This is a genomic window from Streptomyces sp. NPDC091209, from assembly GCF_044757755.1.
In the GTDB taxonomy this organism is placed as follows: Bacteria; Actinomycetota; Actinomycetes; order Streptomycetales; family Streptomycetaceae; genus Streptomyces.
The window spans coordinates 79,592-102,838 of the sequence record NZ_JBIVVR010000004.1 but is presented as its reverse complement, the minus strand read 5'-3'; the positions used below and the strand labels follow the sequence as shown (position 1 = coordinate 102,838).

The 23,247-nt window shown below is 70.2% G+C and carries 19 protein-coding genes and 2 pseudogenes; 17 read left to right on the top strand and 4 right to left on the bottom strand.

Annotation, left to right across the window (positions count from 1 at the left end; genetic code table 11):
* Positions 1-79: 79 nt before the first annotated feature.
* Positions 80-442: a hypothetical protein gene (locus ACIQRL_RS13375; protein ID WP_401331017.1), complete on the bottom strand. Its 363-nt coding sequence runs from the start codon at positions 440-442 to the stop codon at positions 80-82.
* A 235-nt stretch (positions 443-677) separates the two neighbouring features.
* On the opposite strand from ACIQRL_RS13375, the gene ACIQRL_RS13370 reads away from it, so the two are divergent.
* From ACIQRL_RS13370 to ACIQRL_RS13360, 3 genes are all read left to right on the top strand, one after another.
* Positions 678-1,025, top strand: a complete 348-nt coding sequence (locus ACIQRL_RS13370) for a hypothetical protein (protein WP_401331015.1) — start codon at positions 678-680, stop codon at positions 1,023-1,025.
* Positions 1,026-1,073: 48 nt separating this feature from the next.
* Positions 1,074-2,360: an SGNH/GDSL hydrolase family protein gene (locus ACIQRL_RS13365; protein WP_401331013.1), complete on the top strand. Its 1,287-nt coding sequence runs from the start codon at positions 1,074-1,076 to the stop codon at positions 2,358-2,360.
* A 143-nt stretch (positions 2,361-2,503) separates the two neighbouring features.
* A complete protein-coding gene (locus ACIQRL_RS13360) occupies positions 2,504-3,220 on the top strand; it encodes a hypothetical protein (protein WP_401331011.1) in 717 nt (238 codons plus the stop codon).
* A gap of 196 nt (positions 3,221-3,416) precedes the next feature.
* Here the strand turns inward: ACIQRL_RS13360 and ACIQRL_RS13355 are convergent, their stop codons facing one another.
* A complete protein-coding gene (locus tag ACIQRL_RS13355; protein WP_401331009.1) occupies positions 3,417-3,605 on the bottom strand; it encodes a hypothetical protein in 189 nt (62 codons plus the stop codon).
* Positions 3,606-4,001: 396 nt separating this feature from the next.
* Here ACIQRL_RS13355 and tpg point away from each other — a divergent pair.
* Positions 4,002-4,314: pseudogene (tpg, locus tag ACIQRL_RS13350) on the top strand (telomere-protecting terminal protein Tpg); the annotation flags it as partial.
* Here tpg and ACIQRL_RS13345 read toward each other — a convergent pair.
* Positions 4,310-5,155, bottom strand: a complete 846-nt coding sequence (locus ACIQRL_RS13345) for a helix-turn-helix domain-containing protein (protein ID WP_401331007.1) — start codon at positions 5,153-5,155, stop codon at positions 4,310-4,312. The pseudogene tpg and the gene ACIQRL_RS13345 overlap by 5 nt on opposite strands.
* Positions 5,156-5,433: 278 nt before the next feature.
* Between ACIQRL_RS13345 and ACIQRL_RS13340 the strand changes: the two genes are divergently transcribed.
* Together ACIQRL_RS13340 and ACIQRL_RS13335 are read left to right on the top strand one after the other, a co-directional pair.
* Positions 5,434-5,559, top strand: coding sequence for a hypothetical protein (locus tag ACIQRL_RS13340; RefSeq protein ID WP_401331005.1), 126 nt, complete (start codon positions 5,434-5,436; stop codon positions 5,557-5,559).
* Between the two features lie 110 nt (positions 5,560-5,669).
* Positions 5,670-7,112: a recombinase family protein gene (locus ACIQRL_RS13335; RefSeq protein WP_401331003.1), complete on the top strand. Its 1,443-nt coding sequence runs from the start codon at positions 5,670-5,672 to the stop codon at positions 7,110-7,112.
* A gap of 400 nt (positions 7,113-7,512) precedes the next feature.
* On the opposite strand, the pseudogene ACIQRL_RS13330 reads toward ACIQRL_RS13335, so the two are convergent.
* Positions 7,513-7,743, bottom strand: a pseudogene (locus tag ACIQRL_RS13330) (radical SAM protein); the annotation flags it as partial.
* 183 nt (positions 7,744-7,926) lie between these two features.
* On the opposite strand from ACIQRL_RS13330, the gene ACIQRL_RS13325 reads away from it, so the two are divergent.
* From ACIQRL_RS13325 to ACIQRL_RS13275, 11 genes are all read left to right on the top strand, one after another.
* Complete coding sequence (locus ACIQRL_RS13325) at positions 7,927-8,370, top strand: SRPBCC family protein (RefSeq protein ID WP_401331001.1); 444 nt, start codon at positions 7,927-7,929, stop codon at positions 8,368-8,370.
* 225 nt (positions 8,371-8,595) lie between these two features.
* Positions 8,596-10,986 (top strand): MFS transporter, encoded by a 2,391-nt coding sequence (locus ACIQRL_RS13320; RefSeq protein ID WP_401330999.1) that lies wholly within the window; start codon positions 8,596-8,598, stop codon positions 10,984-10,986.
* 195 nt (positions 10,987-11,181) lie between these two features.
* Positions 11,182-13,638 (top strand): SpoIIE family protein phosphatase, encoded by a 2,457-nt coding sequence (locus ACIQRL_RS13315; protein WP_401330997.1) that lies wholly within the window; start codon positions 11,182-11,184, stop codon positions 13,636-13,638.
* A 257-nt stretch (positions 13,639-13,895) separates the two neighbouring features.
* Entirely contained in the window at positions 13,896-14,621 is a 726-nt protein-coding gene (locus tag ACIQRL_RS13310) for a class I SAM-dependent methyltransferase (protein WP_401330995.1), read from the top strand.
* A gap of 75 nt (positions 14,622-14,696) precedes the next feature.
* Complete coding sequence (locus tag ACIQRL_RS13305) at positions 14,697-15,530, top strand: M55 family metallopeptidase (protein ID WP_401330993.1); 834 nt, start codon at positions 14,697-14,699, stop codon at positions 15,528-15,530.
* Complete coding sequence (locus ACIQRL_RS13300; protein WP_401330991.1) at positions 15,523-16,827, top strand: M20/M25/M40 family metallo-hydrolase; 1,305 nt, start codon at positions 15,523-15,525, stop codon at positions 16,825-16,827. The genes ACIQRL_RS13305 and ACIQRL_RS13300 overlap by 8 nt, the downstream gene beginning before the upstream one ends.
* 9 nt (positions 16,828-16,836) lie before the next feature.
* Entirely contained in the window at positions 16,837-18,810 is a 1,974-nt protein-coding gene (locus ACIQRL_RS13295) for an LpqB family beta-propeller domain-containing protein (RefSeq protein ID WP_401330989.1), read from the top strand.
* A gap of 192 nt (positions 18,811-19,002) precedes the next feature.
* Positions 19,003-19,929, top strand: a complete 927-nt coding sequence (locus tag ACIQRL_RS13290; RefSeq protein ID WP_401331733.1) for an LD-carboxypeptidase — start codon at positions 19,003-19,005, stop codon at positions 19,927-19,929.
* A gap of 345 nt (positions 19,930-20,274) precedes the next feature.
* Positions 20,275-20,526, top strand: a complete 252-nt coding sequence (locus tag ACIQRL_RS13285) for a DUF1049 domain-containing protein (protein WP_401330987.1) — start codon at positions 20,275-20,277, stop codon at positions 20,524-20,526.
* 26 nt (positions 20,527-20,552) lie between these two features.
* Positions 20,553-21,101 (top strand): GNAT family N-acetyltransferase, encoded by a 549-nt coding sequence (locus ACIQRL_RS13280; RefSeq protein WP_401330985.1) that lies wholly within the window; start codon positions 20,553-20,555, stop codon positions 21,099-21,101.
* Between the two features lie 140 nt (positions 21,102-21,241).
* Positions 21,242-23,218, top strand: coding sequence for a DUF5107 domain-containing protein (locus ACIQRL_RS13275; protein ID WP_401330983.1), 1,977 nt, complete (start codon positions 21,242-21,244; stop codon positions 23,216-23,218).
* Positions 23,219-23,247: the final 29 nt, after the last annotated feature.

Sequence of the window (23,247 nt, the reverse complement as noted above, 5' to 3'; positions counted from 1 at the left end):
TGCCAGCACCGTCGCAATCGGCAGGGAGAGCCAGCCCTCGTTTCGATCGGAACCGGCCAAGTGGCGTAGGCGGAAGACGTCAGAGCGGAGTCCGTTGTATTTGGCTAATTTCCACTCCTATCGACGCCGCGTCCTTTTCCCAGGGGACAGACACGGTTCCGGCGTAAGTCCTTTGGGCGCCGACGGTCCGGGTGACCCATTTCGGGTTCGCTGCGCCCGAACCGTCGCCGTCGAATTTGAACGCGATCTTGTATTCGACGGGTGAACGGTCGAGGTTGCGGATCGTGTACTGGGCGGCGAAGACGAGGTGACCGTGGCTCATTTCGGTTCCGTACTGGGTTACTTCGACCGGCTTGGCAGGAGTGGGAGTGGGGGAGTGGCTGGTGCAGGCGGCGAGGGTGGCGAGGAGGGCTGCAGCGGAGGCAGCGGTTCGTGTGCGCATGACGCCGGAAGGCTAGAGGCGTTATTACTGACGGGCAAGGATTTTCATCAACTTGCCCGGATGATGACACTTCTCTGTAGTGAGCTGCCGACTGCGGGTCGGTCGCGAGATGCAGATTTTCGCCATTCCTGACCCGCTCGCCGGAAGTTCCGCACGTTCCGCATTCCTGGGAAACGCAGAGGCAGAGGTCCATGAGGGCGGGTTCCGCTTGGGTCGCCGGATTCTGGTCATGCGAATGCACGAGACCAACGCCACCTGGAAGAACTGCGCCGCCCAGACGAACCCTTGCGGGAACGAAAGCATCAAATACGCCACGCTGCGTACCGAGCCGGGACGCGGCTACCGCCTTCAGAGCGGCACCCCCGTATGCTCCACCACCGGACTGCCCTCGAACGCACTGATCGTCCATTCCATACCCGACAACACCAACACCTACAGTGACTGCGGCACGACCGGAACAGACGCGGGCAGCTTCCAGTTCGCCTTCAACCCCGACCCGAATGCAACCGGCCCCGGTCTCGGCCAGTACGACGCAAAAGCCGATCTGCATCAGATCGGGGGCGGCTACGACGGTCACTTCTAGTACACGCGCACCCGTGACAACGCCCATCTCGGCGGCGACAGCGGCCTGATGACCATCAGCGGAACTTGGATGCTGGAAACAAGCGTGTCGTGGGCGCGCGTACTGGTCCATCTGCCCGACACCGGGGCGCAGACGAGGCAGGCGTCCTACGCAGTCGGCGGCATCGACAGCACCTCCAAAAACCGGGTCGTGGAGCAACACGCGAACCGGTGGGTCAGCCTCGGTGCCTTCCAATTCACTGGCACCCCCAGCGTCACACTCACCAACGCCACCGCTGACGGGACAGCAGACGAGGACGTCGCCTGGGACGCCGTCGCCTTCCAGCCTCTCCCCGGCAGACCGAACCAGTCGGTCGTTGCCATGGGCGATTCCTACTCGTCCGGCGAGGGAGCCTCAGACGGCAACGCGGACTACTACCCGGAGACCAACTACCGGGACAAGAACACCCGTGACGCCTGCCACCGCTCCCATCGGGCGTGGTCGAGGCAGGCGACGATCCCCGGAGAATCGCTGCCAACCGCACAACTGGACGACTCATGGAGCGCGCGGATCGACTACCACCTCATCGCCTGCTCCTCAGCCCGCACCTACAACGTCCTTGGCGTACCTCAGGACAATGCAGGGGAAACGTCCCAGATCAACCAAGGCTACCTGGACAACAATACGACCCTGGTCACCCTCTCCATCGGCGGCAACGACGCCCGATTCTCGGGCATCATCCAAAATTGCCTGCTGTTTTTCGGAGTCGGCAACTGCAACGAGAAGACGTTCGGCAACAGCGACACCGACGACAAGGTCGGCGGGCGAGATGCGAAGTTCATCGGGCAGCCGCTGCGAACAGCCGTCCCGGGCATCATCAACGAGGTCGTCCGCCCCGACATCGTCAAGACCCTGATGGCGATCCATGACAAAGCGCCATACGCGAAGATCGTTCTCATGGGTTACCCGCCTTTGCTCTCCGACGGTGGATCCTGCTTGAGGGCCGGAGTCGGAACCGCCCAGCTCGGCCTCTCCGCGGACTCCGCGAACTGGCTCAATGACACCGCCAGCACCCTGGCTGCGGCGATGCAGGGCGCCGTCGAGGACGTCAACAAGCAGGGTGTTCTCGCTTGGTTCTCCAACCCGGCGAACGACTTCGCCGGCAAGGCGGTGTGCGGGAATCCCGAACAGGTCCACGGCATCGTCAAGACCCTCACCACCTCCGACAACCCAGTGAAGGACTGGACACTCCTCGACAAATACGGCCTCTCCGCCCAGTCGTTCCACCCCAAGATCGGCGGAGCACGCCTGTACGCCAACTCCCTCGAACGCACCATGGCAGGCATGGGCCTGTGAGCGGCTGAATCATTCGTTCCGGGGCAGCCCGCAAAACAGGGCTGCCCCGGAACATAGGTACGAGTACTCATGCACGATCTGCCCGCCCCGCTGGACAGTGGCACACAGCGCCCCTGCGGGAGGGACGCGGACAAGGGGAGAACATGACTGGATCTCGTAAGACGGCGTGGGGCGCGGTTGCCACCGCCGTCGTGTTAGCCGTCTCCGCCTGCTCATCCCAGGACCGCGCCACAAACCCGGAAGAGGTCCGCAAGCTCGCCGGCAGCACTGAGGGAGTGCAGGCCCGGCAGAACGCAGAGAGCCATCATCGGGACGTGGCGCGGGCGTACTCCGAACAGACCCCTCTCGCCCCCGGCATGCTCGTCCTGACCGACACCTGCTTCAGGGGAAAGGTGAAGCAGTGGTTCGACTCGAACGGTGATGACAGTTACAAGCTGACCTGTTCGATGCGGGTCACCGTGTACTACGGCGCCGACCCCAAACGGATCGTCTCCGTCCTCGACGGCATACTCAACGCCGGGGACCGGCCCGGATCTGACATCCCGTTCACCCACAGGGTCGAAGAAAGTTTCGTCGACCGCTACCGCCATCACACCAGCGGTCTCGAAGAGACGGAGATGTCCACTCCGACGCAGACGCTTTCCTGGGACCCGGTACACGGCCACCAGTCCAACCACCTGGTCAAAGAGCCTGACGCGTGTCCCGCCAACGATCCCCCCGTGTCCCGGTGCGTGCGGTCACCGGCATCAGAGACGGTCGCCGCCATCCGAAAACGGTACGGCATGGTATTCAAACTCGACCTCACCTCCCCCGAATACTACAAAGTATCCAAAAGCGGCAAAACGTACGTGAATTATTAGCCCGAATTTCAAAGCACTGAGACGCCCCCAGAGGCCTGACTGCCCTGTTCAACGAAGAGCAGAAGAATGGCGCCAGAACTCACCCGCGCCACCCTGCTCCACGCCCGCATGACTCCGCCCCGCACCCGCTGAGCGTCCCGGGCCCCGGCAATCGATCAAGACCACCTGCCAAAGGACAATCGGGTCAGGGTCAGGGTCAGGGTCTGTGGGCGAGGACGTGGTCGATGCAGGAGGCGTCGGCGACCCAGGTTGCGGCGGTCGGCGCTATGAAGCCGAGCACGGTCGGGATGTCGTCCCGGCGTGCTTCGAGCGGCAGGTGCCAGATACCCTCGTGGTGGGCGATGCGGTTGCGGAACTTGTGCAGCCGCTTGACCGGGTCTTCCACCGTGGGCAGGGCTCGGTTCGGGGCGTGGGGAAAGGCGCCTGCGAGATCAGGCCACAGGTTGGTCTTGTACTGGCGGGCCAGTAGAAAGCGCAGAAGCCGAAGGACAGCTCCGCGATGACCTTCCCGCGCGGCGGGGTGGTCGGGCTACGCCGACTAGCACGTTCTTGGGCCTGGGTAGTGTCGCTTCGGGCTTTGCTGCTGAGGGGGACCTGCCTGTCGTCGTACCATTCGGTGGTGCAGCCACGGCGCTGCTGGCGGGCGACGAGCCGGGCATCAAGCGCGTTGCGCAACATGATCTCCACTATGGGGTGTCGTAGCGGTCGTGAAGGATCTTCACGGTGTCGGTCCACGCGCTGTCGGCCTGCGGAGGCAGGTGATGGCCAGCATGGTCGGCCAGTGAACCGCTACCGGCGCGGTGCCCGCAAGCACGCCCGCCCCGACATTGCCGCGCGGATCGACGAGGTGGTGAAGCAGCGTTGGCAGCCGCTGGTGCGTAGGCGCCGGCAGCGCGATGCCGCGGCGACGGGCGGGATCACCGTGGAGACCCGCGCCCGCTTCGGCTACACCGCAGCCGTAGGCAGCACCGATGACGGACGCTTCCGCCACCTCACCGTCCACCTCCCCCCGGAGTACGCGCAGCGCCTGTTCAACGCCCGCGACACGGGAGCCAGACCAGGAGATGCGCGGAATCATCGCAGAGGGATTTAGAGCACGACAGGTGTACACCGCACCTCCGTGTCGGTTGCTTCCGCAGTGGTGCGGAGGAGTGCCATGACATCCGCGATGGTGCACTCGATGGCGGAGGACTCGACTTCCCAGCCCTCGAAGTAGGTGTCGCGGCTCTTGCGGTGCCCACCGACCGCAGCGGCGAGGGTGACCGAGCCGTCATGGTAGATGCTCATCCAGGCTTCTTTCCAGGACGAGTGATCGCCTATGGCCATGCTGACGGCAACCCAGCGGCGCAAGCCTGGGCGGGGGTTGCTCAGGTCGACGTTCTCCAGGGGGTGCATGTCGCCATTCCGCGAGGCGTAGGTCAGAGCCAGGGGCACCGTTTTGGACAGCACATAGCGTGCCCTGTCGCGTGTCGTCCGGTCACGGAAGCGCGGGATGCGGGGGTGGGCGACCGCTATCAGCCAGGCGCGCGTGTCGGAGTCCCGTCCAGCGGACACTTCACTGAACCGGGCGTCCAGTGCCTCACTCGCGTGTCGGCGCTCCTCGAACCGGGTGTGGTACATGGCTTCGATCTGCCGTTCCTTCATCCACGCGGTGTCGGAGTCATTCCGGATGGGCGCGCCGAAGTAGTCGTTCCTGTAGATCAGGTGCGGTCCGTCGATGCTTGCGGGGACTTCCACGGCGATGGCCCGCTTGCCGTCAGCTTCGAGGCGGTGCACGTTCAGGCCGAACACAGGCGGGGAGATGGCGGTGATTGCGGCGCTGCGCAGCGTTCGTTCGTAGGTCTCATCGAACCCGCCGGCGTCGACGCGCCCAGTCGCTGCCTTCTGCGACTCTTCCACGCCGTAGACGATCAGGCCTCCGCCGCTGTTCGCCATCGCTGCGACGTCCTTGGGGAAGTCTGTTTGCGTCAGCCCTTCGCCGAAGGCAGCTTGCCCTTCCAATCCAGGTCGTTTGCCTCCGTCGTACAAGCAGCAACAGCGGCGTCGAGGAGATCGTCGGTCAGTGGGCCTGGTGTCGCTCCGACGGCGCGATGGAGTGCTGTGAAGCTTATGCCAGAGTGTAGGCATCGAGCGCGTATAGCAGCCGCCAGCCCGGCCCCGTCGTGCCCACCCCCGCACAGGCGTGCATCCTCGCCGTCGCGTCATGCCCAGGAGTGACAAACGTCCTTCTCGCCGCCTCCGGTGCGCCACATTGGAAGGAGGCGGCCCGCGCCGTCGCTCAACCGTCCCTGACCGCCGCCCAGTTGCGGGAGATCACCCATGTACTCGTCTCCCCCTGACCCGCGCACCGAACGGAGCATGCGCGCCCACCACGCGCACACCGCGGAAGCCCTGGACGTCCAGGTGGAGCCGGGCACGGAGTTCTGGGGCTGGGGCGGGCGCGCCCTGAATGCCCCGTCCCGTACATATACTTCAATTTATGGCACCTTTTGGTAGGGGTGCGTCATACGAGCGCATCAGCAAGGCGGATGAGGGCGACGAAGACGGTGTCATCCGCCAGGGAGAGGACACTGCCGAGTTGGCTGAACGGCGCGGAATCCCCCTCGAGGGGCGCCGCTTCCGGGACAACGACAAGTCGGCCACCAAAGGCAAGCACCGCCCCCAGTACGAGCTCCTCATGGCTGCCGTACAGCGCGGCGAAGTCGACGTCATCATCGTCTACATGCTCGGCCGGCTCTGGCGGAACCGGCGCGAACGGGCCGAGGGAATCGAGATCCTCCGCAAGCACGAGGTGTCCGTGCTGTGCTTCAAGGGCCCCGAGTTGGACCTCACGACAGCCGCTGGCCGCCTCCTCGCCGGCCTCCTCGGCGAGGTCGACACGTTCGAGGTCAAGCAGATGTCGGAGCGGGAGCAGCGGGAGATGCGCCAGCGCGTCGAGCGCGGTCTGCCGCCGACCGGGCCGCGCTGCTTCGGTTACACCGCAGACGGCGCGGAGCTCGTCGCAGACGAGGCCGCCGAGGTCAAGGACTGCTTTCACGCGCTGCTGGCCGGAGCGACCCTCTCCGGCATGGCCGCCGACCTCAACGAGCGGGGCATCCTCAACCGCAACGGCAAACCCTGGTCATACAACGCCATCCGCGGCGTACTCCTGAACGAGCGCTACGCAGGGCTGCGTCAGTACCGCGGCGAGCTGCACCTGGGTAAGTGGCCGGTCGTCGTGGAAGAGGCCACATGGCGGGAGGCGAAGCACCTCCTTGAGGACAAGAGCCGGTCGACGAGCCCGGGACCGGGCCGGCGGTGGCTGCTGTCGGGGATCGCCCGGTGCGGTGTCTGCGACGACGGGACGACCGTGACGTCCGGGTCGCGGAGCGGCCCGAAAGGCACGCGGGGGCTCACGGCGCCGCTGTACCGGTGCCGGAAGACGAAGCACCTGGCGCGCGGTACGGAACCGATCGACCTCACCGTCGAGGAGTACGTGATCCGGCGCCTGTCGCGCCCCGACGCCGTCGATCTCCTCGTCGACGAGACCGCACCGAGGGCGGAGGAGCTGTGGGTGAAAGCCGTTGCCTTGCGGTCCCGAATCAGGTCCCTGACCGACGCGTTCGCGGATGACGACGATGCTGACGCCGCCGAATTCAAGGCCGCTACCCGCAGGATCAAGGCCCGGCTGGCTGACGTCGAGGCGCAGATGGCGCACCCGCAGCGGACGCGCATCCTGGTGGACATCGTGACCGCCGAAGATCCCGCCAATGTCTGGAAGGAACTGGCGCTGGACCGGCAGCGCGCGGTGGTCGAGACGCTGGCCACGGTAACGCTCCTGCCCGGCCGTCCGGGCAGGGCGCCGTTCGATCCGCGATCGGTACGGATCGAGCCGCTCCAGGGGATGGGCTGACCCCGCGGGCGGAGCAGCCCGAGGGGTCGTCTGGGTCTCGCAGGGCGATTGTCCGCAGGCTGGTTCCGCGCGGCCTGTACGGCCCGTTGCAGGACTGCCTCGACGGCGTCCTGGGCGACTGACGCGTTCCTGAAGTGTGGCTGCTGCTGGTGCGTCGGTTACAGGCGCTTCGCTGTACGGTCGCGCAGCAGCAGCCACTGACTCGCGTCGGCGCCGCCTGAGCGCGCAGCCGGTCCATGCAGCAGCACGGCGTAAGCCGTCCTCTCTGCCTTGCTCGGGGCTGGATACTGGTCTGGCGCCTCCGGGGTCGGGAATGACCTCGTCATGCCTTTCCAGGCCTTGTCCGCGTTCGGAGTGCTGAGCATCGGCCCTCCCGGGCTCAATAGGGTCATGCAGTGAAGTAGACGCACGCGTGCGTGCAGCCCCGATACGGGTTGACCGTCCACTCGAAGGGCATGCGGGACGCCCCCGGCACCCGGTTCACGATCGACCGCGCCCGGACCTCGTGGAACGTGATCCCGCGGAATTCCGGAGTGTCGAACGTTCGCGTCGTCACCGCGTCCGCGCCGAACAGGGCGGCGTCCCGGGCGGGGCCCCCGGCGGGGTCCGCGATCAGGTTCTCCCAGCGCATGGCGCCTCCTCGATAGCACTGGACAGAGAATAGAACACATGTTCCCTTGATCGTGCGAACTGTTTCCCGCGACACCCCGCCGGTGCCGCCCGCACTCCACGGGCACCCCGATTTGGGCCGTCGGGGCGCCGGGTGGTTGGCTGACCGCACACCCCCGAGGAACCAAGTGCTGGAGGAAGTGCCATGGCGCAGGTCGAGGCGACGACGGAGCGGGTCATCGCGGCGGACGCGGAGGCGGTGTTCGACGCCCTGGCCGACTACAGCGGCACGCGCCCGAAGCTGCTGCCCGAGCACTTCAGCGAGTACGAGGTCCGCGAGGGCGGCGACGGCGAGGGCACCCTCGTCCACTGGAAGCTCCAGGCCACCAGCAAGCGCGTCCGTGACTGCCTGCTCGAGGTGAGCGAGCCCACCGACGGCGAGCTCGTCGAGAAGGACCGCAACTCCTCCATGGTCACCACCTGGCGTGTCACCCCGGCCGGTGAGGGGAAGTCGCGCGTCGTGGTCACCAGCGTCTGGAACGGCGCGGGCGGCATCGGCGGCTTCTTCGAGCGGACCTTCGCGCCCAAGGGCCTCGGCCGCATCTACGACGCCCTGCTCGCCAACCTCGCGACGCAGACGGAGAAGTAACCTCCGGAGATCCGGAGACTGGTGACTCCCGGGGGCCCAGGTGCGGCCCCCGGACGACGACTTGGCGGGCGCGTCCGCCAAAAGGCCGCGCCCGAGGGCGTGTTGTGCCCTCACCGTTTAGGGTGGATCTCCCCTTCGTATGGCAGTACGCCGTAACTCGTCACGCTTGCTGGCAGTTGTCGCGATTAGCGGGAATTGCGCGGTGCGCGACGAGGGGAGCGGTACGTGGGCGGGATCACTCTGGTGCAGGACCAACCGGTCGTCGCACCCGCGCCGAAGCCCGCTCCGGTGGCCGCCGAGCCCGTCCGGCCGACTCCGCGCCAGGTACGGCTGATCTTCTGCGGGCTGATCCCGGCCCTGCTCCTCGCCGCACTCGAGCAGATGATCGTGGCCACCGCGCTCCCGAAGATCGTCGGAGAGCTGCACGGCCTCGACCGGATGTCCTGGGCGATCACCGCCTATCTGCTCACCTCCACCGTCGGACTCCCGGTCTACGGAAAGCTCGGCGACCTCTACGGCCGCAAGGGCGTCTTCCAGTTCGCCATCCTCGTCTTCGTCATCGGCTCGGCGCTCGCCGGACGGGCGCGGACCATGGACCAGTTGATCGCCTTCCGCGCGGTCCAGGGCATCGGCGCCGGCGGTCTCATGATCGGCGTGCAGGCGATCATCGCGGACATCGTGCCGCCACGCCGACGCGGCCGGTTCATGGGGCTGATCGGCGCCGCGTTCGGGCTCGCCTCGGTCGCGGGCCCGCTGCTGGGCGGCTACTTCACCGACCATCTGTCCTGGCGGTGGTGCTTCTACGTCAACGTGCCCTTCGGACTGGTCACGCTGGCCGTCGTCACCGTCGTACTGAAACTGCCCAAGCCCGCCGTCCGAGGACGGGTCGACGTCCTCGGAGTGCTGCTTCTCGCCGCCGCGTCGGCCTGCCTGGTCCTGCTGACCAGTTGGGGCGGCACCGAGTACGCCTGGGGCTCGAGCGTGGTCCTCGGACTCACGGCGGGCGCGGTCGCCACGGCAGTGCTCTTCCTCGTCGTCGAGCGCTTCGCGGTCGAACCCCTCATCCCGCTGAGGCTCTTCAGGGACCCCGTCTTCAACGTCACCGCGCTCGTCGGCCTGGTCGTCGGAGCCGCGCTCTTCGGAGCCGCCGGATACCTCCCCACCTTCCTTCAGATGGTCGACGGGGCAGGGGCCACCGAGTCCGGGCTCCTGATGCTCCCCATGATGGGCGGCATCGTCGTCGCCTCCGTCGTCTCCGGGCAGCTCATCAGCCGCACCGGCCGCTACAAGGTCTTCCCGGTTCTCGGCTGTGCCCTCTCGGCCGTCGGCATGTGGCTGCTGTCCCGCCTCGACGCCGGCACTTCCCGGCTCCACTACAGCCTCTGGATGGCGGTCCTGGGCGTCGGCATCGGCATGGTGATGCCGGTCCTGGTGGTCGCGGTGCAGAACTCCGTGCGTCCGGCCGACCTCGGCACCGCGACCAGCGCCAACACCTACTTCCGGCAGATCGGCGGGAGCGTCGGAGCCGCCGTCTTCGGCACGCTCTTCGCCGGCCGGCTGGCCGACGCGCTCGCCGACCGCCTCCCCACGCGCGCGGGCGCGACGACCCCGGACTCCGAGTCCATCACCCCACAGCTCGTCCACGCGATGCCCGCCGCTCTGCGGGACCAGTACATCGGCGCCTACGCGGACGCCATGCCGCGGATCTTCCTCTACCTCGTGCCGGTACTCGTCCTCGGCCTGTTCATCGCCTTCTTCCTCAAGGAGAAACCGCTGGTGTCCCACAACGCGTCCACCGCCGGCCCGGAGACCGGGCAGATGAACGAACGGATTCCGCGGGCCCGTTCGGGCCACGCCGCCGGGATTCCCGTCTGCGGCACGGTGCAGCACCCCGACGGCACCGCCGTGGCGCGCGCCGCGCTCACCCTCATCGACATCGGGGGGCAGCAGATCGGACGGGGCGCCAGTGGAGACGACGGCCGGTACGCGCTGTCCACGCCCGGCGCCGGCTCGTACGTGCTGATCGCCGCGGCCGGTGGCCACCAGCCGCAGGCCGTCTCGGTGACTGTCGGCGAACGGCCCGTGGAACTCGACGTCGTGCTGGGCGGCGCGGGGCGCCTCGCCGGCAGCGTGCTGACCGCGGACGGCACCCCGGTGCGGGATGCCACCGTCACCCTCACCAACGTGCACGGCGAGGTGGTGGCCACCACCCGCAGCGGACGGGAGGGCGGTTACGTCATCACGGAACTGGTGGCCGGCGAGTACACCCTCGCCGCCGGCGCCCCCGCGTTCCGTCCGGCCGCGCTCCCGGTGACCGTCCAGGCGGCCCGGGAGACCCGCCAGGACGTCGAACTCGCCGGCGGCGCCGTGCTGCGCGGCACCGTCCGTGCGGGCGGCGGACGGCCCGTCGAGGACGCGCGCGTGACGCTGCTCGACGCCGCGGGCAACGTGGTGGACACCCTCACCACGGGCCCCGACGGAACGTTCCGGTTCGTCGATCTGTCGTCCGGCGAGTACACCGTCATCGCGGCGGGCTATCCGCCGGTGGCCACCGTGCTGCAGGTCGCCGGCGGCGGCCGGACGGAACGGGACCTGCAACTGGGGCACGAGGACTGACGCAAGGTCACGCGCGATCCGGGCACGCTGGCCCGGCGGACCGGACGGGCCGACGTCCCGAGGGGCGCGCCGCGCGCCGGAGCCGCCCCCGCGGAGGTCAATTCCCCTATTGCCACACATCGCGACGGAGCGCCGCCGTACGGTAGTGGAGGCGGCACAGATCTTGCGGAGCCGTGGGGAGAGAGGGCCTGGGCCATGGACCGTGGCACCGAAGTGGGCGCGGCTCCCAGCCACGGAGCTGGGAACGGCGCGGTGGAGCACGCCGCCGCCGGTCGCGTCCCGCTGGCCGTGGTGGTCGTGGACCGCGACGGACTCGTCTCCCACTGGAGCAGCGGCGCGCGGCGCCTGTTCGGCGCCCCCAAGGAAGAAGCGCTGGGCCGTCACGCCGTCGACCTGCTTCCCGTCTCCGGGGCGCTCCCCGACGACGCGGACGCGGCCCCCTTCGGCGCCTACGCGACCTACGACGGACTCGGCCCCGGCCTGGAGTCCTCCCTGGGCGGGCGGCTCTCCTACCCGGCCGCCGGACGCGCCCGGCTCACCACGACGGGTCCCGGCCGGACCGACGTCCTCTGGTGGGCCTACCCTCTCGTGGGTCCCGGCCGGGAGCGGCTGCTCGTGCTGGCCGCCGACGCGGCCGCGATGCGGCACGAGGACGACGACGCCTCCTTCGAGCGGATCGCGCCCGGCTTCGCGCTGCACACCGACTTCCCCGGCTCCGAGGAGCTGGCCCGTCGGCTCCCCGAGATCCTGCCCAGCATGAGCGTCGGCGAGAGTGCCCGCATCGTTTCGCAGGTCCTTGAACTGGGCTATCCCGTCATGGAGTTCAGTCAGAACGACCGGGTGCCGGTCACCCCCGACTGGGGAGTGCCGAGGCGAGCGGAACGCAAGGCGCGTCGCGAGCGGGCCGCACGGGTGGCGGCCCCCGGCGGGCCCGTACCGCAGGACCTCCCCGAGGACGAGGGCGAGGACCTCGAGTACGTCGCCGTGCGCGAGCGCCTGGAGTTCCTGAACGAGGTCAGCGGTCGCATCGGAACCTCCCTCGACCTGTCGCAGACCATCCTGGAGGTCAGCCGGGCCGTCGTGCCGCGCTTCACGGATGTGGCAGGCACCTATCTGCGCGAGCAGGTCGTCGCCGGTGAGGGCTTTCCCGAAGGCGCCCCCGACACGACCACCCTGTGGCATCGGGTCGCCCTGGAGCACACGGACGAGCCGGGTCGCTGGGACGATGTCGTGCCCGTCGGCGAGGCCATGCCCTTCCCTGCGCACACACCGTTCTTCCAGTGCATGACCACCGGTGAGCCCGTTCTCGTGCCGCGCATCAGCGAGCGGATGGGGCACATGATCGCCGCGCAGTTCGAGAAGCGCGACATCAGGCCGCTCATCACCAACCGGTCCATGCTGGTCGTGCCGCTCAAGGCCCGCAACGTGGTGCTCGGGTTCATGATCCTGCTGCGTCACCCGGAGCGCGTCGAGTTCAACGACATGGACCGGGTCACGGGCGCCGAACTGGCCGCCCGCGCCGGCCTGGTGCTGGACAACGCGCGTATGTACACGTACCAGGAGAGCGTCGCCGAGACCCTCCAGGACAGCATGCTGCCGACCATCGCGCCCCGCATGGCCGGCTGCGACATCGCCACCCGCTATCTGCCCGGGACGCTCCTCGGACGGGTCGGCGGCGACTGGTTCGATTCGGTGAAGCTCCCCGGTTCGCGCACCGCCCTGGTCGTCGGAGACGTCATGGGCCATGGCCTCAACTCCGCCGCGATGATGGGCCAGTTGCGCACCGCCGTACAGACCATGGCCGCGCTCGACCTGCCGCCCGCGCAGCTTCTGCGCAACCTCGACGACCTCGCCCAGCGCCTCGGCGACAACTATCTCGCGACCTGCCTGTACGCCGTCTACGACCCGATCGCCGGAATGCTGCACCTCGCCAACGCGGGCCACATCCCGCCGGTCCTGGTCCGCGCCGGGGACGGCCGCAGCGAGCTGCTCGATCTGCCGACCGGAGCGCCCATCGGGGTCGGCGGAGTGCCCTTCGAAGCGGTCCGCGTGCGCGTGGAGCCCGGCGACCGGCTCGTGATGTGCACCGACGGGCTGGTCGAGGTGCGCGGCGAGGACATCGGTGTCGGCCTCGCCACCCTCTGCGAGTCCGCCGCCCACCCGGCCGCTTCCATGGTCCATGCCTGCGACACCATCATCCGCGCGCTCAACACCCGCGGCGGGCGCAAGGACGATGTCGCTCTGCTGATGGCCCGGCTCAACGGAATCGAGTCCGAGGACGTCGCCGCATGGCGCCTGACGCTCGACCCGGTCGAGGTCGGCCGGGCGCGCGCCGTGGTCCGCGAACAGCTGCACGTGTGGGGGCTGTCGGCTCTCGCCGACAACGCCGAGCTGATGGTCGGAGAGCTCGTCACCAACGCCGTACGGCATGCGCACAGCCGCCGGATCGAACTGCGGCTCGTCCGCGGCGACACCCTGCTGTGCGAGGTGGACGACGACGACCACACGCTCCCGATGCTGGTCAGCGCGGGCCCCGGCGACGAGTTCGGGCGCGGCCTGCGGCTCGTCAGCGCCCTGTCCCGTGAGTGGGGGGCCAGCCGTACGGGCGCGGGCAAGACCGTGTGGTTCGAACTGACCCTCCCCCGTAGCTGAACCGCCCCCTTCCCGCCGCTGTGAATTCCCCGCGGACGGCTCGCTCCCGTGACGCGGACACGCGCCCCTGACCCGGACACACGTCCGGCATGCCCGCGCGCCCGCGTGCCAGGAGGCGGGCCCGGCGCGCGAAGGCGTACGTGGTTCGAATGAGCGGTGAAGGAATGCGCCGCCCGCTTGTCGCCGCACGCTGGGCGCGATAGACCGATCAGGCCCGCCGGGCCCCGGCGGGCGCAGTCGCGACCCCGGGAGCGGGCATGAGCGTGAACAGTCGGTACAGAGGGGCCTGGGAGGGCTTCTGGCGCGAGGCCCCCGGCGAACAGGGCGGGGTCTTCTGGGACGCCGACCCCGCGCTCACGGCCGCGGTCCACCTCGCCCTCTTCGAACCGCACTTGACGGCACCCGACCTGCCCCTGGTGGACCTCGGCTGCGGCAACGGCACCCAGACCCGATACCTCGCGGAACGGTTCCCGCTGGTCGTCGGCACCGACCTCGCGCCCGCCGCGCTCGACCACGCCCGTACCGCGGACCCGGCGGGCCGGGCCCGGTACCGGCTGCTCGACGCGGCCGACAAAACCGAGGCCGAGGCGCTGCACGCGGAGCTCGGCGACGCCAACGTCTATATGCGCGGCGTGCTCCACCAGGCCGAGCCCGACGATCGGCAGCCGCTGGCGGACGGCCTGGCCACGCTGGTGGGGGAGCGGGGCCTGGTCTTCGTGGTCGAGCTCGCCGAGGCCGCCGGTCCGCTCCTGCGCGGGCTGGCCCAGAGCCCGGACGGCCCTCCGGCGAAACTGGCCCCGGTGTTCCGGCACGGCATAGCCCCCGGCGAGGTCGCGGACGCGGCCGTCCCCGAGTACCTGCGGCAGGCGGGGCTCCAGGTCCTCGCGAGCGGCGAACTCCCGCTCGCCACGACCGAGCGCACGCCCGAGGGCACCCCCATCGAACTTCCGTCGCGGTGGCTGGTGGCCGGACGCTCCGGCTGACAACAGTGGTCTGGACCGGTGAGAGTTGTCCACAGGCTCTGCCGGGCCCAGGCCGAAGCGCGTACGGTTTCGGGCATGAAGATCCTCATCAGCGCCGACATGGAAGGCGCCACAGGTGTGACCTGGCCGGCCGACGTGCTGCCGGGGACTCCCCAGTGGGAGCGGTGCCGCGCGCTGTTCACCTCGGACGTGAACGCCGCGGTGCTCGGCTTCCTCGACGGCGGCGCCGACGAGGTGCTGATCAACGAAGCCCACTGGACCATGCGGAACCTGCTGCTGGAGAGGCTCGACGAGAGAGCGGAGATGCTCACCGGGCGGCACAAGTCGCTGTCCATGGTCGAGGGCGTGCAGCACGACGACGTTGACGGCATCGCGTTCGTCGGCTACCACGCGGGGGCGGGCATGGAGGGCGTCCTCGCGCACACCTATCTGGCGAACTCCATCACGGGCGTGTGGGTCAACGACACCAGGGCCAGCGAAGGGCTGCTCAACGCCCATGTCGTCGCCGAGTTCGGCGTACCGGTCGTGCTGGTCACCGGCGACGACGTGGCCTGCGAGGACGCCCTGGGGTACGCGCCCGAGGCGCTGAAGGTCGCCGTCAAGGATCATGTCTCGCGGTACGCGGCCGTGTGCCGCACACCGGCCAGGACCGCCGCGGACATCCGGGCCGCGGCCAAGGAGGCGGCGGCGCTGGCGGTGCGGCACGATCCGGTCGTCGGCGGCCCGTTCACCATCGCCCTGGAGTTCGACGCCGAGCACCTGGCGATGGCCGCCACCGTCGTACCGGGCGTCGGCCGTGTCGGCGAGCGGAAGATCGCGTACACCAGCGACACGATGTACGAGGGGATTCGCACCTTCAAGGCGGTCACCACGATCGTCTCGGCCGCGGTGGAGGAGCAGTATGGCTGACGCACGCGCACGCGAGGAGGTCGTCGAATTCACCTCCGACCTCATCCGGATCGACACGACCAACCGGGGCGGCGGCGACTGCCAGGAGCGCCCGGCCGCGGAGTACGCCGCCGCGCGGCTGACCGAAGCGGGCCTCGAACCCGCACTCCTGGAGCGCACCAAGGGGCGCACGAACGTCGTCGCCCGGCTGGAGGGCACCGACCCGTCCGCCGACGCGCTGCTCGTCCACGGTCACCTGGACGTGGTGCCCGCCCAGGCCGAGGACTGGAGCGTCCACCCGTTCTCCGGGGAGATCCGTGACGGGGTCGTCTGGGGACGCGGCGCGGTCGACATGAAGAACATGGACGCGATGATCCTCGCGGTCGTCCGGGCCTGGGCGCGCGAGGGCGTACGGCCCCGGCGCGACCTGGTGATCGCCTTCACCGCCGACGAGGAGGCGAGCGCGGAGGACGGCTCGGGCTTCCTCGCCGACGAGCACCCCGGACTCTTCGAGGGCTGCACCGAGGGGATCAGCGAGTCGGGGGCGTTCACCTTCCACGACGGCAGCGGCCGGCAGCTCTACCCCATCGCGGCGGGCGAGCGCGGCACCGGCTGGCTCAAGCTCACCGCGCGGGGACGGGCGGGCCACGGCTCCAAGGTGAACCGGAGCAACGCGGTGACCCGTCTCGCCGCCGCGATCACCCGCATCGGCGCCCACGAGTGGCCGCTGCGGATCACCCCGACCGTGCGGGCCGCCCTGACCGAACTCGCCGCCCTGTACGGCGTGGACGGTGGCCTGGACGACGTGGACGCCCTGCTGCGCAAGCTCGGCCCGGCCGCGGCGCTCGTCGAGCCGACCGTCCGCAACAGCGCCAACCCGACCATGCTGAGCGCCGGCTACAAGATCAATGTGATTCCGGGAGAGGCCGTCGCCTACGTGGATGGCAGATTCCTGCCCGGCGGCGAGGACGAATTCCGCACGACGATGGACCGGCTCACCGGACCCGACGTGGAGTGGGAGTTCCACCACCACGAGGTGGCCCTCCAGGCGCCGCTGGACTCGCCGACGTTCGCGCGGATGCGCGCGGCCGTCGAGGAGTTCGCACCCGAGGGCCATGTCGTGCCCTACTGCATGTCGGGCGGCACGGACGCCAAGCAGTTCTCCCGCCTCGGCATCACCGGCTACGGCTTCGCGCCGCTGAAGCTCCCGGAGGGCTTCGACTACCAGGCACTGTTCCACGGAGTCGACGAGCGCGTCCCGGTCGAGGCGCTCCACTTCGGCGTCCGCGTTCTCGACCGCTTTCTGCGTACGGCCTAGGGGGACGAGATGCAGACCACGCCATACGGTTCATGGCCCTCGCCGATCGACGCGACGCTCGCGGCGGCGCACGACGGCCATCCCGAGTTCGTCGGTTTCGTCGGCGACGAGGCCTGGTGGACCGAGCCCCGGCCGACCGAGGGCGGGCGGCGCACTCTCGTCCGGCGGACGGTGGACGGCACCGAGGAACCGGTGCTCCCGGCCCCCTGGAACGTGCGCAGTCGCGTCATGGAGTACGGCGGCAACCCCTGGGCGGGGGCCATGCGACCCGAGGGCCCGCTGGTCGTCTTCGTCAACTTCGCCGACCAGCGCCTCTACCGCTGCGAACCCGGCGCCGAGCCGCGCCCGTTGACCCCCCTCTCGCCGGTGGGCGGCGGACTTCGCTGGGTGGACCCGCAGCTGCGGGTGGAGCGCGGCGAAGTGTGGTGCGTCATGGAGGAGTTCACCGGGGACGGACCCACCGACCTGCGCCGGGCCGTCGTCGCGGTGCCGCTGGACGGCTCGGCGGCGCAGGACCGGGACGCGGTGCGGGAGCTGTCCGACGGGCGGCACCGGTTCGTCACCGGGCCCCGGCTCTCGCCCGACGGCCGACAGGCCGCCTGGCTCACCTGGGACCACCCGCGGATGCCGTGGGACGGCACCGAGGTGATTCTCGCCGATGTCACCGAGGACGGCGCGCTGTCCGCCCCGCGGTCCGTCGCGGGAGGCCCGGAGGAGTCCGTCGCACAGGTCGACTGGGCGGCCGACGGCACCCTGCTGCACGTCAGCGACCGCAGCGGCTGGTGGAACCTCCACCGGCTCGGCGCGGACGGCGAGTCGATCGCCCTCTGCCCGCGCGAGGAGGAGTTCGGCGGTCCCCTCTGGAAGGTCGGACAGCGCTGGTTCGCGCCGCTGGACACCGGCCTCGTCGCCGTCGTCCACGGACGGGGCGCCGCCGTGCTCGGGGTACTGGACCCGGAGACCGGCGAGCTCGTCGACACGGCCGGCCCCTGGACCGAGTTCGCGCCGACGCTCGCCGTGCACGGCAGCCGGATCGTGGGCGTCGGAGCCAGCCCCCGCAGCGCCCACGAGGTCGTCGAACTGGACGCCGCCACCGGGCGGGCCCGGGTGATCGGCGCGGCGCACGACGACCCGGTCGACCCCGCGTACTACCCGGAACCCCGGATCCGCACCTTCACCGGCCCGGCCGGACGCGAGGTCCACGCGCACATCTATCCGCCGCACCACCCCCACCATGCCGGCCTCGGCGACGAACTCCCTCCGTACGTGGTCTGGGTCCACGGCGGCCCCACCAGCCGGTCGTCCCTCGTACTCGACCTGGAGATCGCCTACTTCACCTCCCGCGGGATCGGCGTGGCCGAGGTCAACTACGGCGGATCGACCGGCCACGGACGGGAGTACCGCAACCTGCTGCGCGAACAGTGGGGTGTCGTCGATGTCGAGGACTGCGCGGCGGTCGCGCTCGCGCTCGCCGAAGAGGGCACCGCCGACCCGCGCCGGCTCGCGATCCGCGGCGGCAGCGCGGGCGGCTGGACCACCGCCGCCTCGCTGGCCACCACCGACGTCTACGCCTGCGGCACGATCCTCTATCCCGTCATCGACCTCACCGAATGGGCCTCGGGCGAGACCCACGACTTCGAGTCGCAGTACCTGGAATCGCTGGTCGGTCCGATCGCCGAGGTGCCGGGCCGTTATGCCGAGCGGTCGCCGTCCACGCACGCCGACCGGATCACCGCGCCCTTCCTGCTGCTCCAGGGGCTCGAGGACGCCGTCTGCCCGCCCGTGCAGTGCGAGCGCTTCCTGGCCAGGATCGAGGAGCGGGGCCGCCGTGTCCCGCACGCCTACATCGCCTTCGAGGGGGAGGGCCACGGCTTCCGGCGCGCCGAGACGATGGTGTGCGCCCTGGAGTCCGAACTCTCCCTGTACGCCCAGGTCTTCGCACTGAACCCGCCCGGCATTCCCATTCTGGAGCTGTCCAAGTGAGCCCTCCGGCCGCCGGGGAGCGGTCCGGGCCGAGTGGGTCCGGGCCGAGCGGCTCCGGGCCGAGCCGGTTCGGGCCGCCGTGGCAGCCCGGGCCCTGTCACGCGGCCCTTCGCGAGCCCCGGCGCGAGACGACCGCGACCGGATGAACCATCAGGAACTGGAGCAGTACGAGTGACCCGAACGACCGCACCGATCGCCGCCCTGACCCGACCCGCGCGGCTCGCCGCCGGGGCTGGGGTCGCGGTCGTCGCGCCCAGCGGACCCGTCCCCGAGGAGCGGCTGGAGGCCGGCCTCGACATCCTGCGCGGCTGGGGCCTCGATCCGGTCGTGGCCCCCCATGTCCTGGACCGGCACGCCGAGTTCCGCTACCTGGCGGGGACGGACGCGGACCGGGCCGCCGACTTCCAGGCGGCCTGGTGCGACCCGGACGTGGCCGCGGTGCTGTGCGCCCGCGGTGGTTACGGCGCGCAGCGCATGATCGACCTGCTCGACTGGGACGCCATCCGGGCGGCGGGCCCGAAGGTCTTCCTCGGCTTCAGCGACATCACCGCGCTGCACGAGGCGTTCGCCACGCGGGTGGGGCTCGCCACCCTGCACGGGCCGATGGTCAGCTCCGTCGGCTTCCTGAAGAACGCCCGGTCGCAGGAGCATCTGCGGGCGACCCTCTTCGAACCCGAGTCGGTGCGGACCATCGCCTCAGGCGAAGCCGTCCCGCTCGTGCCCGGGAAGGCCCGCGGTGTCACGCTCGGCGGCTGTGCCAGCCTGCTGGCCGCGGAGGTCGGCACACCGCACGCCCGTGTCTCCGCCCGGGGCGGCCTGCTCCTGATCGAGGACATCGGTGAAGAGGCGTACCGGCTGGACCGGATCCTGACACAACTGCTGCGCACCGGCTGGCTCGACGGGGTGGCCGGGGTCGCGCTCGGCTCCTGGGTCGACTGCGGACCGTACGACGGACTGCGCGCGGTGTTCGCCGACCGGCTGGGCGCGCTCGGTGTCCCGGTCGTCGAGCACTTCGGGTTCGGTCACGCCGAGGGGACGCTGACGATGCCGTTCGGCCTCCGCGCCGAACTCGACGCCGACGCGGGGACGCTGACCCTGGACGAGCCGGCGCTGCTCTGACGGAACAGGCGCGCCCCGCTCAGTGGCGTGGCCCGTTGGCGGTCGTGCCTCGTCCGCGGTCGTGCCTCGTCCGCGGCACGGTCCCTCCGCGGTCGTGCCTCGCTCGCGGTCGCGTCCCGGACAAGGTCCGCTCCGTTCATGGTCCGCTCCGTTCATGGTCCGCGGCGGGCGCAGTCGGGGCGCGGCTCGGGGGACACCGGCACCCCGGCGCTTTCGGACGCCGGGGACGAGCGGCCCCGGTCACGCCGGTCGCCGGGTCGCAAGGTCGCCGGGTCGCGGGGTCGCGGGTCACCCGGAGGATGCTCCCGCCGCGCGTACCGGCGCCTTCTGGATCATGCTGGGGGCATGAGCCCGAAGACCTCCAAGAACGCCGGTACGAGTGGCGGCAAGGGCACCCGCACAGGGCCGTGGACACCGGCCAGGGTCGCCGTCCTCGTACTGGCCGTCCTTGCCCTGATCTTCATCTTCGAGAACACCCGCAGTACCAGGATCCGGCTGATCATCCCCGAGGTGATAATGCCGCTGTGGGTGGCGCTGCTCGCCACCGGGCTGATCGGCCTGGTGTGCGGTGCGTACGCCGCGAGACGCAGACGCTGAAACAGCTGCTCGCGTAAGGTGACGGGATGCCTGAGAACGTCGGTCGTCCAGCCGAGGGCCCCCGCGTGGGCATACGGCATTTCACCCTCGACGACGCTGCGGAGTTCACCGCGCGCGCGAGGGAGAGCAAGAGCCTCCATCAGCCGTGGCTCTTTCCGCCCACCAGCGTCGACGCCTACGCCGTCTACGCGGGGCGGCTCATCGAGGACCCGACCAAGGCCGGGTTCCTCGTCTGCGAGCGGGACGGCGGGGGGATCGCCGGTTTCATCAACATCAACAACATCGTCGAGGGCGGCTTCCTGTGCGGTGCCCTCGGCTACGGCGCCTTCGCGCACGCCGCGGGGCGCGGGCTGATGACCGAGGGACTCGGCCTCGTCGTGCGCCACGCCTTCGGCGAGATGGGCCTGCACCGGCTGGAGATCAACGTGCAGCCCGGCAACGCGGCGTCCATCGCCCTCGCCCGGAGCTGCGGCTTCCGGCTCGAAGGCTTCTCGCCGGCCTTCATCCACATCGACGGCGCCTGGCGGGACCACGAGCGGTGGGCGATCACATCGGAGATGGTCGAACCCCGCTGACGGCCGCCCGTGGACGGGTGCCGGTGAGCGCCTCTGGGGCGGGAGCGCTCCTCGCGGACCCGGTCGTCGGCGCCTTTGCGGAATCCTGACCCGATTCTGACGAGCGGATACCCTGGTCAGCAGGCCGATCACCATGTTCCATGGTCATCGTGACGACGATCCGACGTGACGTACTGACCCTCCCGGCGGCCGAGTTGGGCCCGAGCAACCCGCTGCCGCCCCTGCGGACCCTCGACGAGATGCACACCATCGACGACCGAGACCGCGTCGGCCTGCCGCGCGACATGGCCCGGCAGATCGGCTACGAGCCGCTGCGCAGCGTGCTGCCGGAGCGCATACGGGACGGGTACGAGCGAGAACGGCCGCTCCGCGAACTCGACACGATCGTGATCGAGAACGACCGGCTGCGCGCCACCGTGCTGCCCGGCTTCGGCGGCCGTATCGTCTCGCTCTTCCACAAACCCTCCGCGACGGAACTCCTCTACAGCAACCCGGTGCTCCAGCCGGCCTGCTTCGCCCTCAACGGCGCCTGGTTCTCCGGCGGCATCGAGTGGAACATCGGGGCCACCGGGCACACCACCCTGTCCTGCTCACCCGTCCACGCCGCCCGTGTTCCCGCCCCGGACGGTGGCGAGATGCTGCGCCTGTGGGAGTGGGAACGGCTGCGCGACCTCCCCTTCCAGGTCGACCTGTGGCTGCCGGACGGCTCCGACTTCCTGTACGTCGGCGTCCGCGTCCGCAATCCGCACGAGAAGCCCGCCCCGCTGTACTGGTGGTCCAACATCGCGGTCCCCGAGGAGCGCCGGGTGCTCGCCCCGGCCGAGGAGGCCTATCACTTCGGCTACGAGCGCCGTCTCCGCCGGGTGCCCGTGCCGACGTACGACGAGATCGACCGTACGTACCCGCTCAACAGCACCTTCCCCGCCGACTACTTCTACGAGGTGCCCGACGGGCGGCGCCGCTGGATCGCCGCGGTCGACGACGCGGGCGCCGGGCTGGTCCAGACGTCCACCGTCGTCCTGCGCGGGCGCAAGCTCTTCGTCTGGGGTTCGGGTCCCGGCGGGCGGCGCTGGCAGGAGTGGCTCACCGAGCCGGGGACCGGCGGGTACTGCGAGATCCAGGCCGGACTCGCCCGCACCCAGCTCGAACACGTACGGCTGGAGGCCGAGAGCGATGTCTCCTGGCTGGAGGCGTACGGGCCGTTGTCCGTGGACTCGGAGACGGCACTCGGGGCGGACTGGGAGGCCGCGCGAGCGGACGTCGAGGACCGGCTGGAGAGCGCCCTCTCCCGGGACACGGTCGACGCCGCGTACGCCGCCTGGCTGCCGCACGCCGACACCGAGCCCGGCGAGGTCCTCGCCGTCGGATCCGGCTGGGGCGCGCTCGAAGTACTGCGCGCCGCACACAAGTTGCCCGGTACGCCCTTCGACGAGAGCACGCTCGGCGCCGACCAGGCGCCGTGGCGGGAGCTGCTGCGCTCCGGCGCGTTCCCGGAGCCCCGGCGGGTCGGACCGCCCGGCGAGACACTGGTGGCGTCGCACTGGCGCGACATGCTGGAGACGGCGCCCGCCGTACCGATCGCCGAGTACCACCTCGGCGTCGCCCAGTGGCATGCCGGTGATGTCGCCCAGGCCGTGCGGAGCTGGGAGCGCGCGCTCGAACTCGCCCCGTCCCTCTGGCCGTTGCTGCGCTGTCTCGCCGTCGCCGACCAGGAGTCCGGCAACCACGAGCGGGCCGCCGACCGTTACTCCGAGGCCTTCGACGACCTGTGCCGGGAGCGGCGCGACGACGGGGAGCGGTGGACCGCGGCGACCGCCGCGCTCGGCCACGAGGCCATCGAGGCGCTGCTGACGGCCCGCCGTCCGGCGGACGCGCGGGCCGTATGGGAACGGCTGCACCCCGGAACCCGGGACCGTGGCCGGTTCCGCCTCGTCGAGGCCGAACTGCTGCTCGCCGAGGGCCGCCGGGAGGACGCGCGGGCGATCTTCGACGCGGGTTTCGAGGTAGCGGATCTGCGGGAGGGAGCGGAGACCATCGACCGGCTGTGGTCCAGGCTCGGCGACGAGCCGCTGCCGGCGCGCTACGACTTCCGCATGCGGCCGCCGTCCACGCCCTGAGCCTGCCCCGCTGACGGCCTTGGGTGTCC

Bases quoted from the DNA above. Each gene is read 5' to 3' on its own strand.
- ACIQRL_RS13375 (WP_401331017.1), bottom strand. From the start codon at position 442: ATGCGCACACGAACCGCTGCCTCCGCTGCAGCCCTCCTCGCCACCCTC.
- ACIQRL_RS13370 (WP_401331015.1), top strand. From the start codon at position 678: ATGCACGAGACCAACGCCACCTGGAAGAACTGCGCCGCCCAGACGAAC.
- ACIQRL_RS13365 (WP_401331013.1), top strand. From the start codon at position 1,074: ATGACCATCAGCGGAACTTGGATGCTGGAAACAAGCGTGTCGTGGGCG.
- ACIQRL_RS13360 (WP_401331011.1), top strand. From the start codon at position 2,504: ATGACTGGATCTCGTAAGACGGCGTGGGGCGCGGTTGCCACCGCCGTC.
- ACIQRL_RS13345 (WP_401331007.1), bottom strand. From the start codon at position 5,155: ATGGCGAACAGCGGCGGAGGCCTGATCGTCTACGGCGTGGAAGAGTCG.
- ACIQRL_RS13335 (WP_401331003.1), top strand. From the start codon at position 5,670: ATGCCCCGTCCCGTACATATACTTCAATTTATGGCACCTTTTGGTAGG.
- ACIQRL_RS13325 (WP_401331001.1), top strand. From the start codon at position 7,927: ATGGCGCAGGTCGAGGCGACGACGGAGCGGGTCATCGCGGCGGACGCG.
- ACIQRL_RS13315 (WP_401330997.1), top strand. From the start codon at position 11,182: ATGGACCGTGGCACCGAAGTGGGCGCGGCTCCCAGCCACGGAGCTGGG.
- ACIQRL_RS13310 (WP_401330995.1), top strand. From the start codon at position 13,896: ATGAGCGTGAACAGTCGGTACAGAGGGGCCTGGGAGGGCTTCTGGCGC.
- ACIQRL_RS13305 (WP_401330993.1), top strand. From the start codon at position 14,697: ATGAAGATCCTCATCAGCGCCGACATGGAAGGCGCCACAGGTGTGACC.
- ACIQRL_RS13300 (WP_401330991.1), top strand. From the start codon at position 15,523: ATGGCTGACGCACGCGCACGCGAGGAGGTCGTCGAATTCACCTCCGAC.
- ACIQRL_RS13295 (WP_401330989.1), top strand. From the start codon at position 16,837: ATGCAGACCACGCCATACGGTTCATGGCCCTCGCCGATCGACGCGACG.
- ACIQRL_RS13285 (WP_401330987.1), top strand. From the start codon at position 20,275: ATGAGCCCGAAGACCTCCAAGAACGCCGGTACGAGTGGCGGCAAGGGC.
- ACIQRL_RS13280 (WP_401330985.1), top strand. From the start codon at position 20,553: ATGCCTGAGAACGTCGGTCGTCCAGCCGAGGGCCCCCGCGTGGGCATA.
- ACIQRL_RS13275 (WP_401330983.1), top strand. From the start codon at position 21,242: ATGGTCATCGTGACGACGATCCGACGTGACGTACTGACCCTCCCGGCG.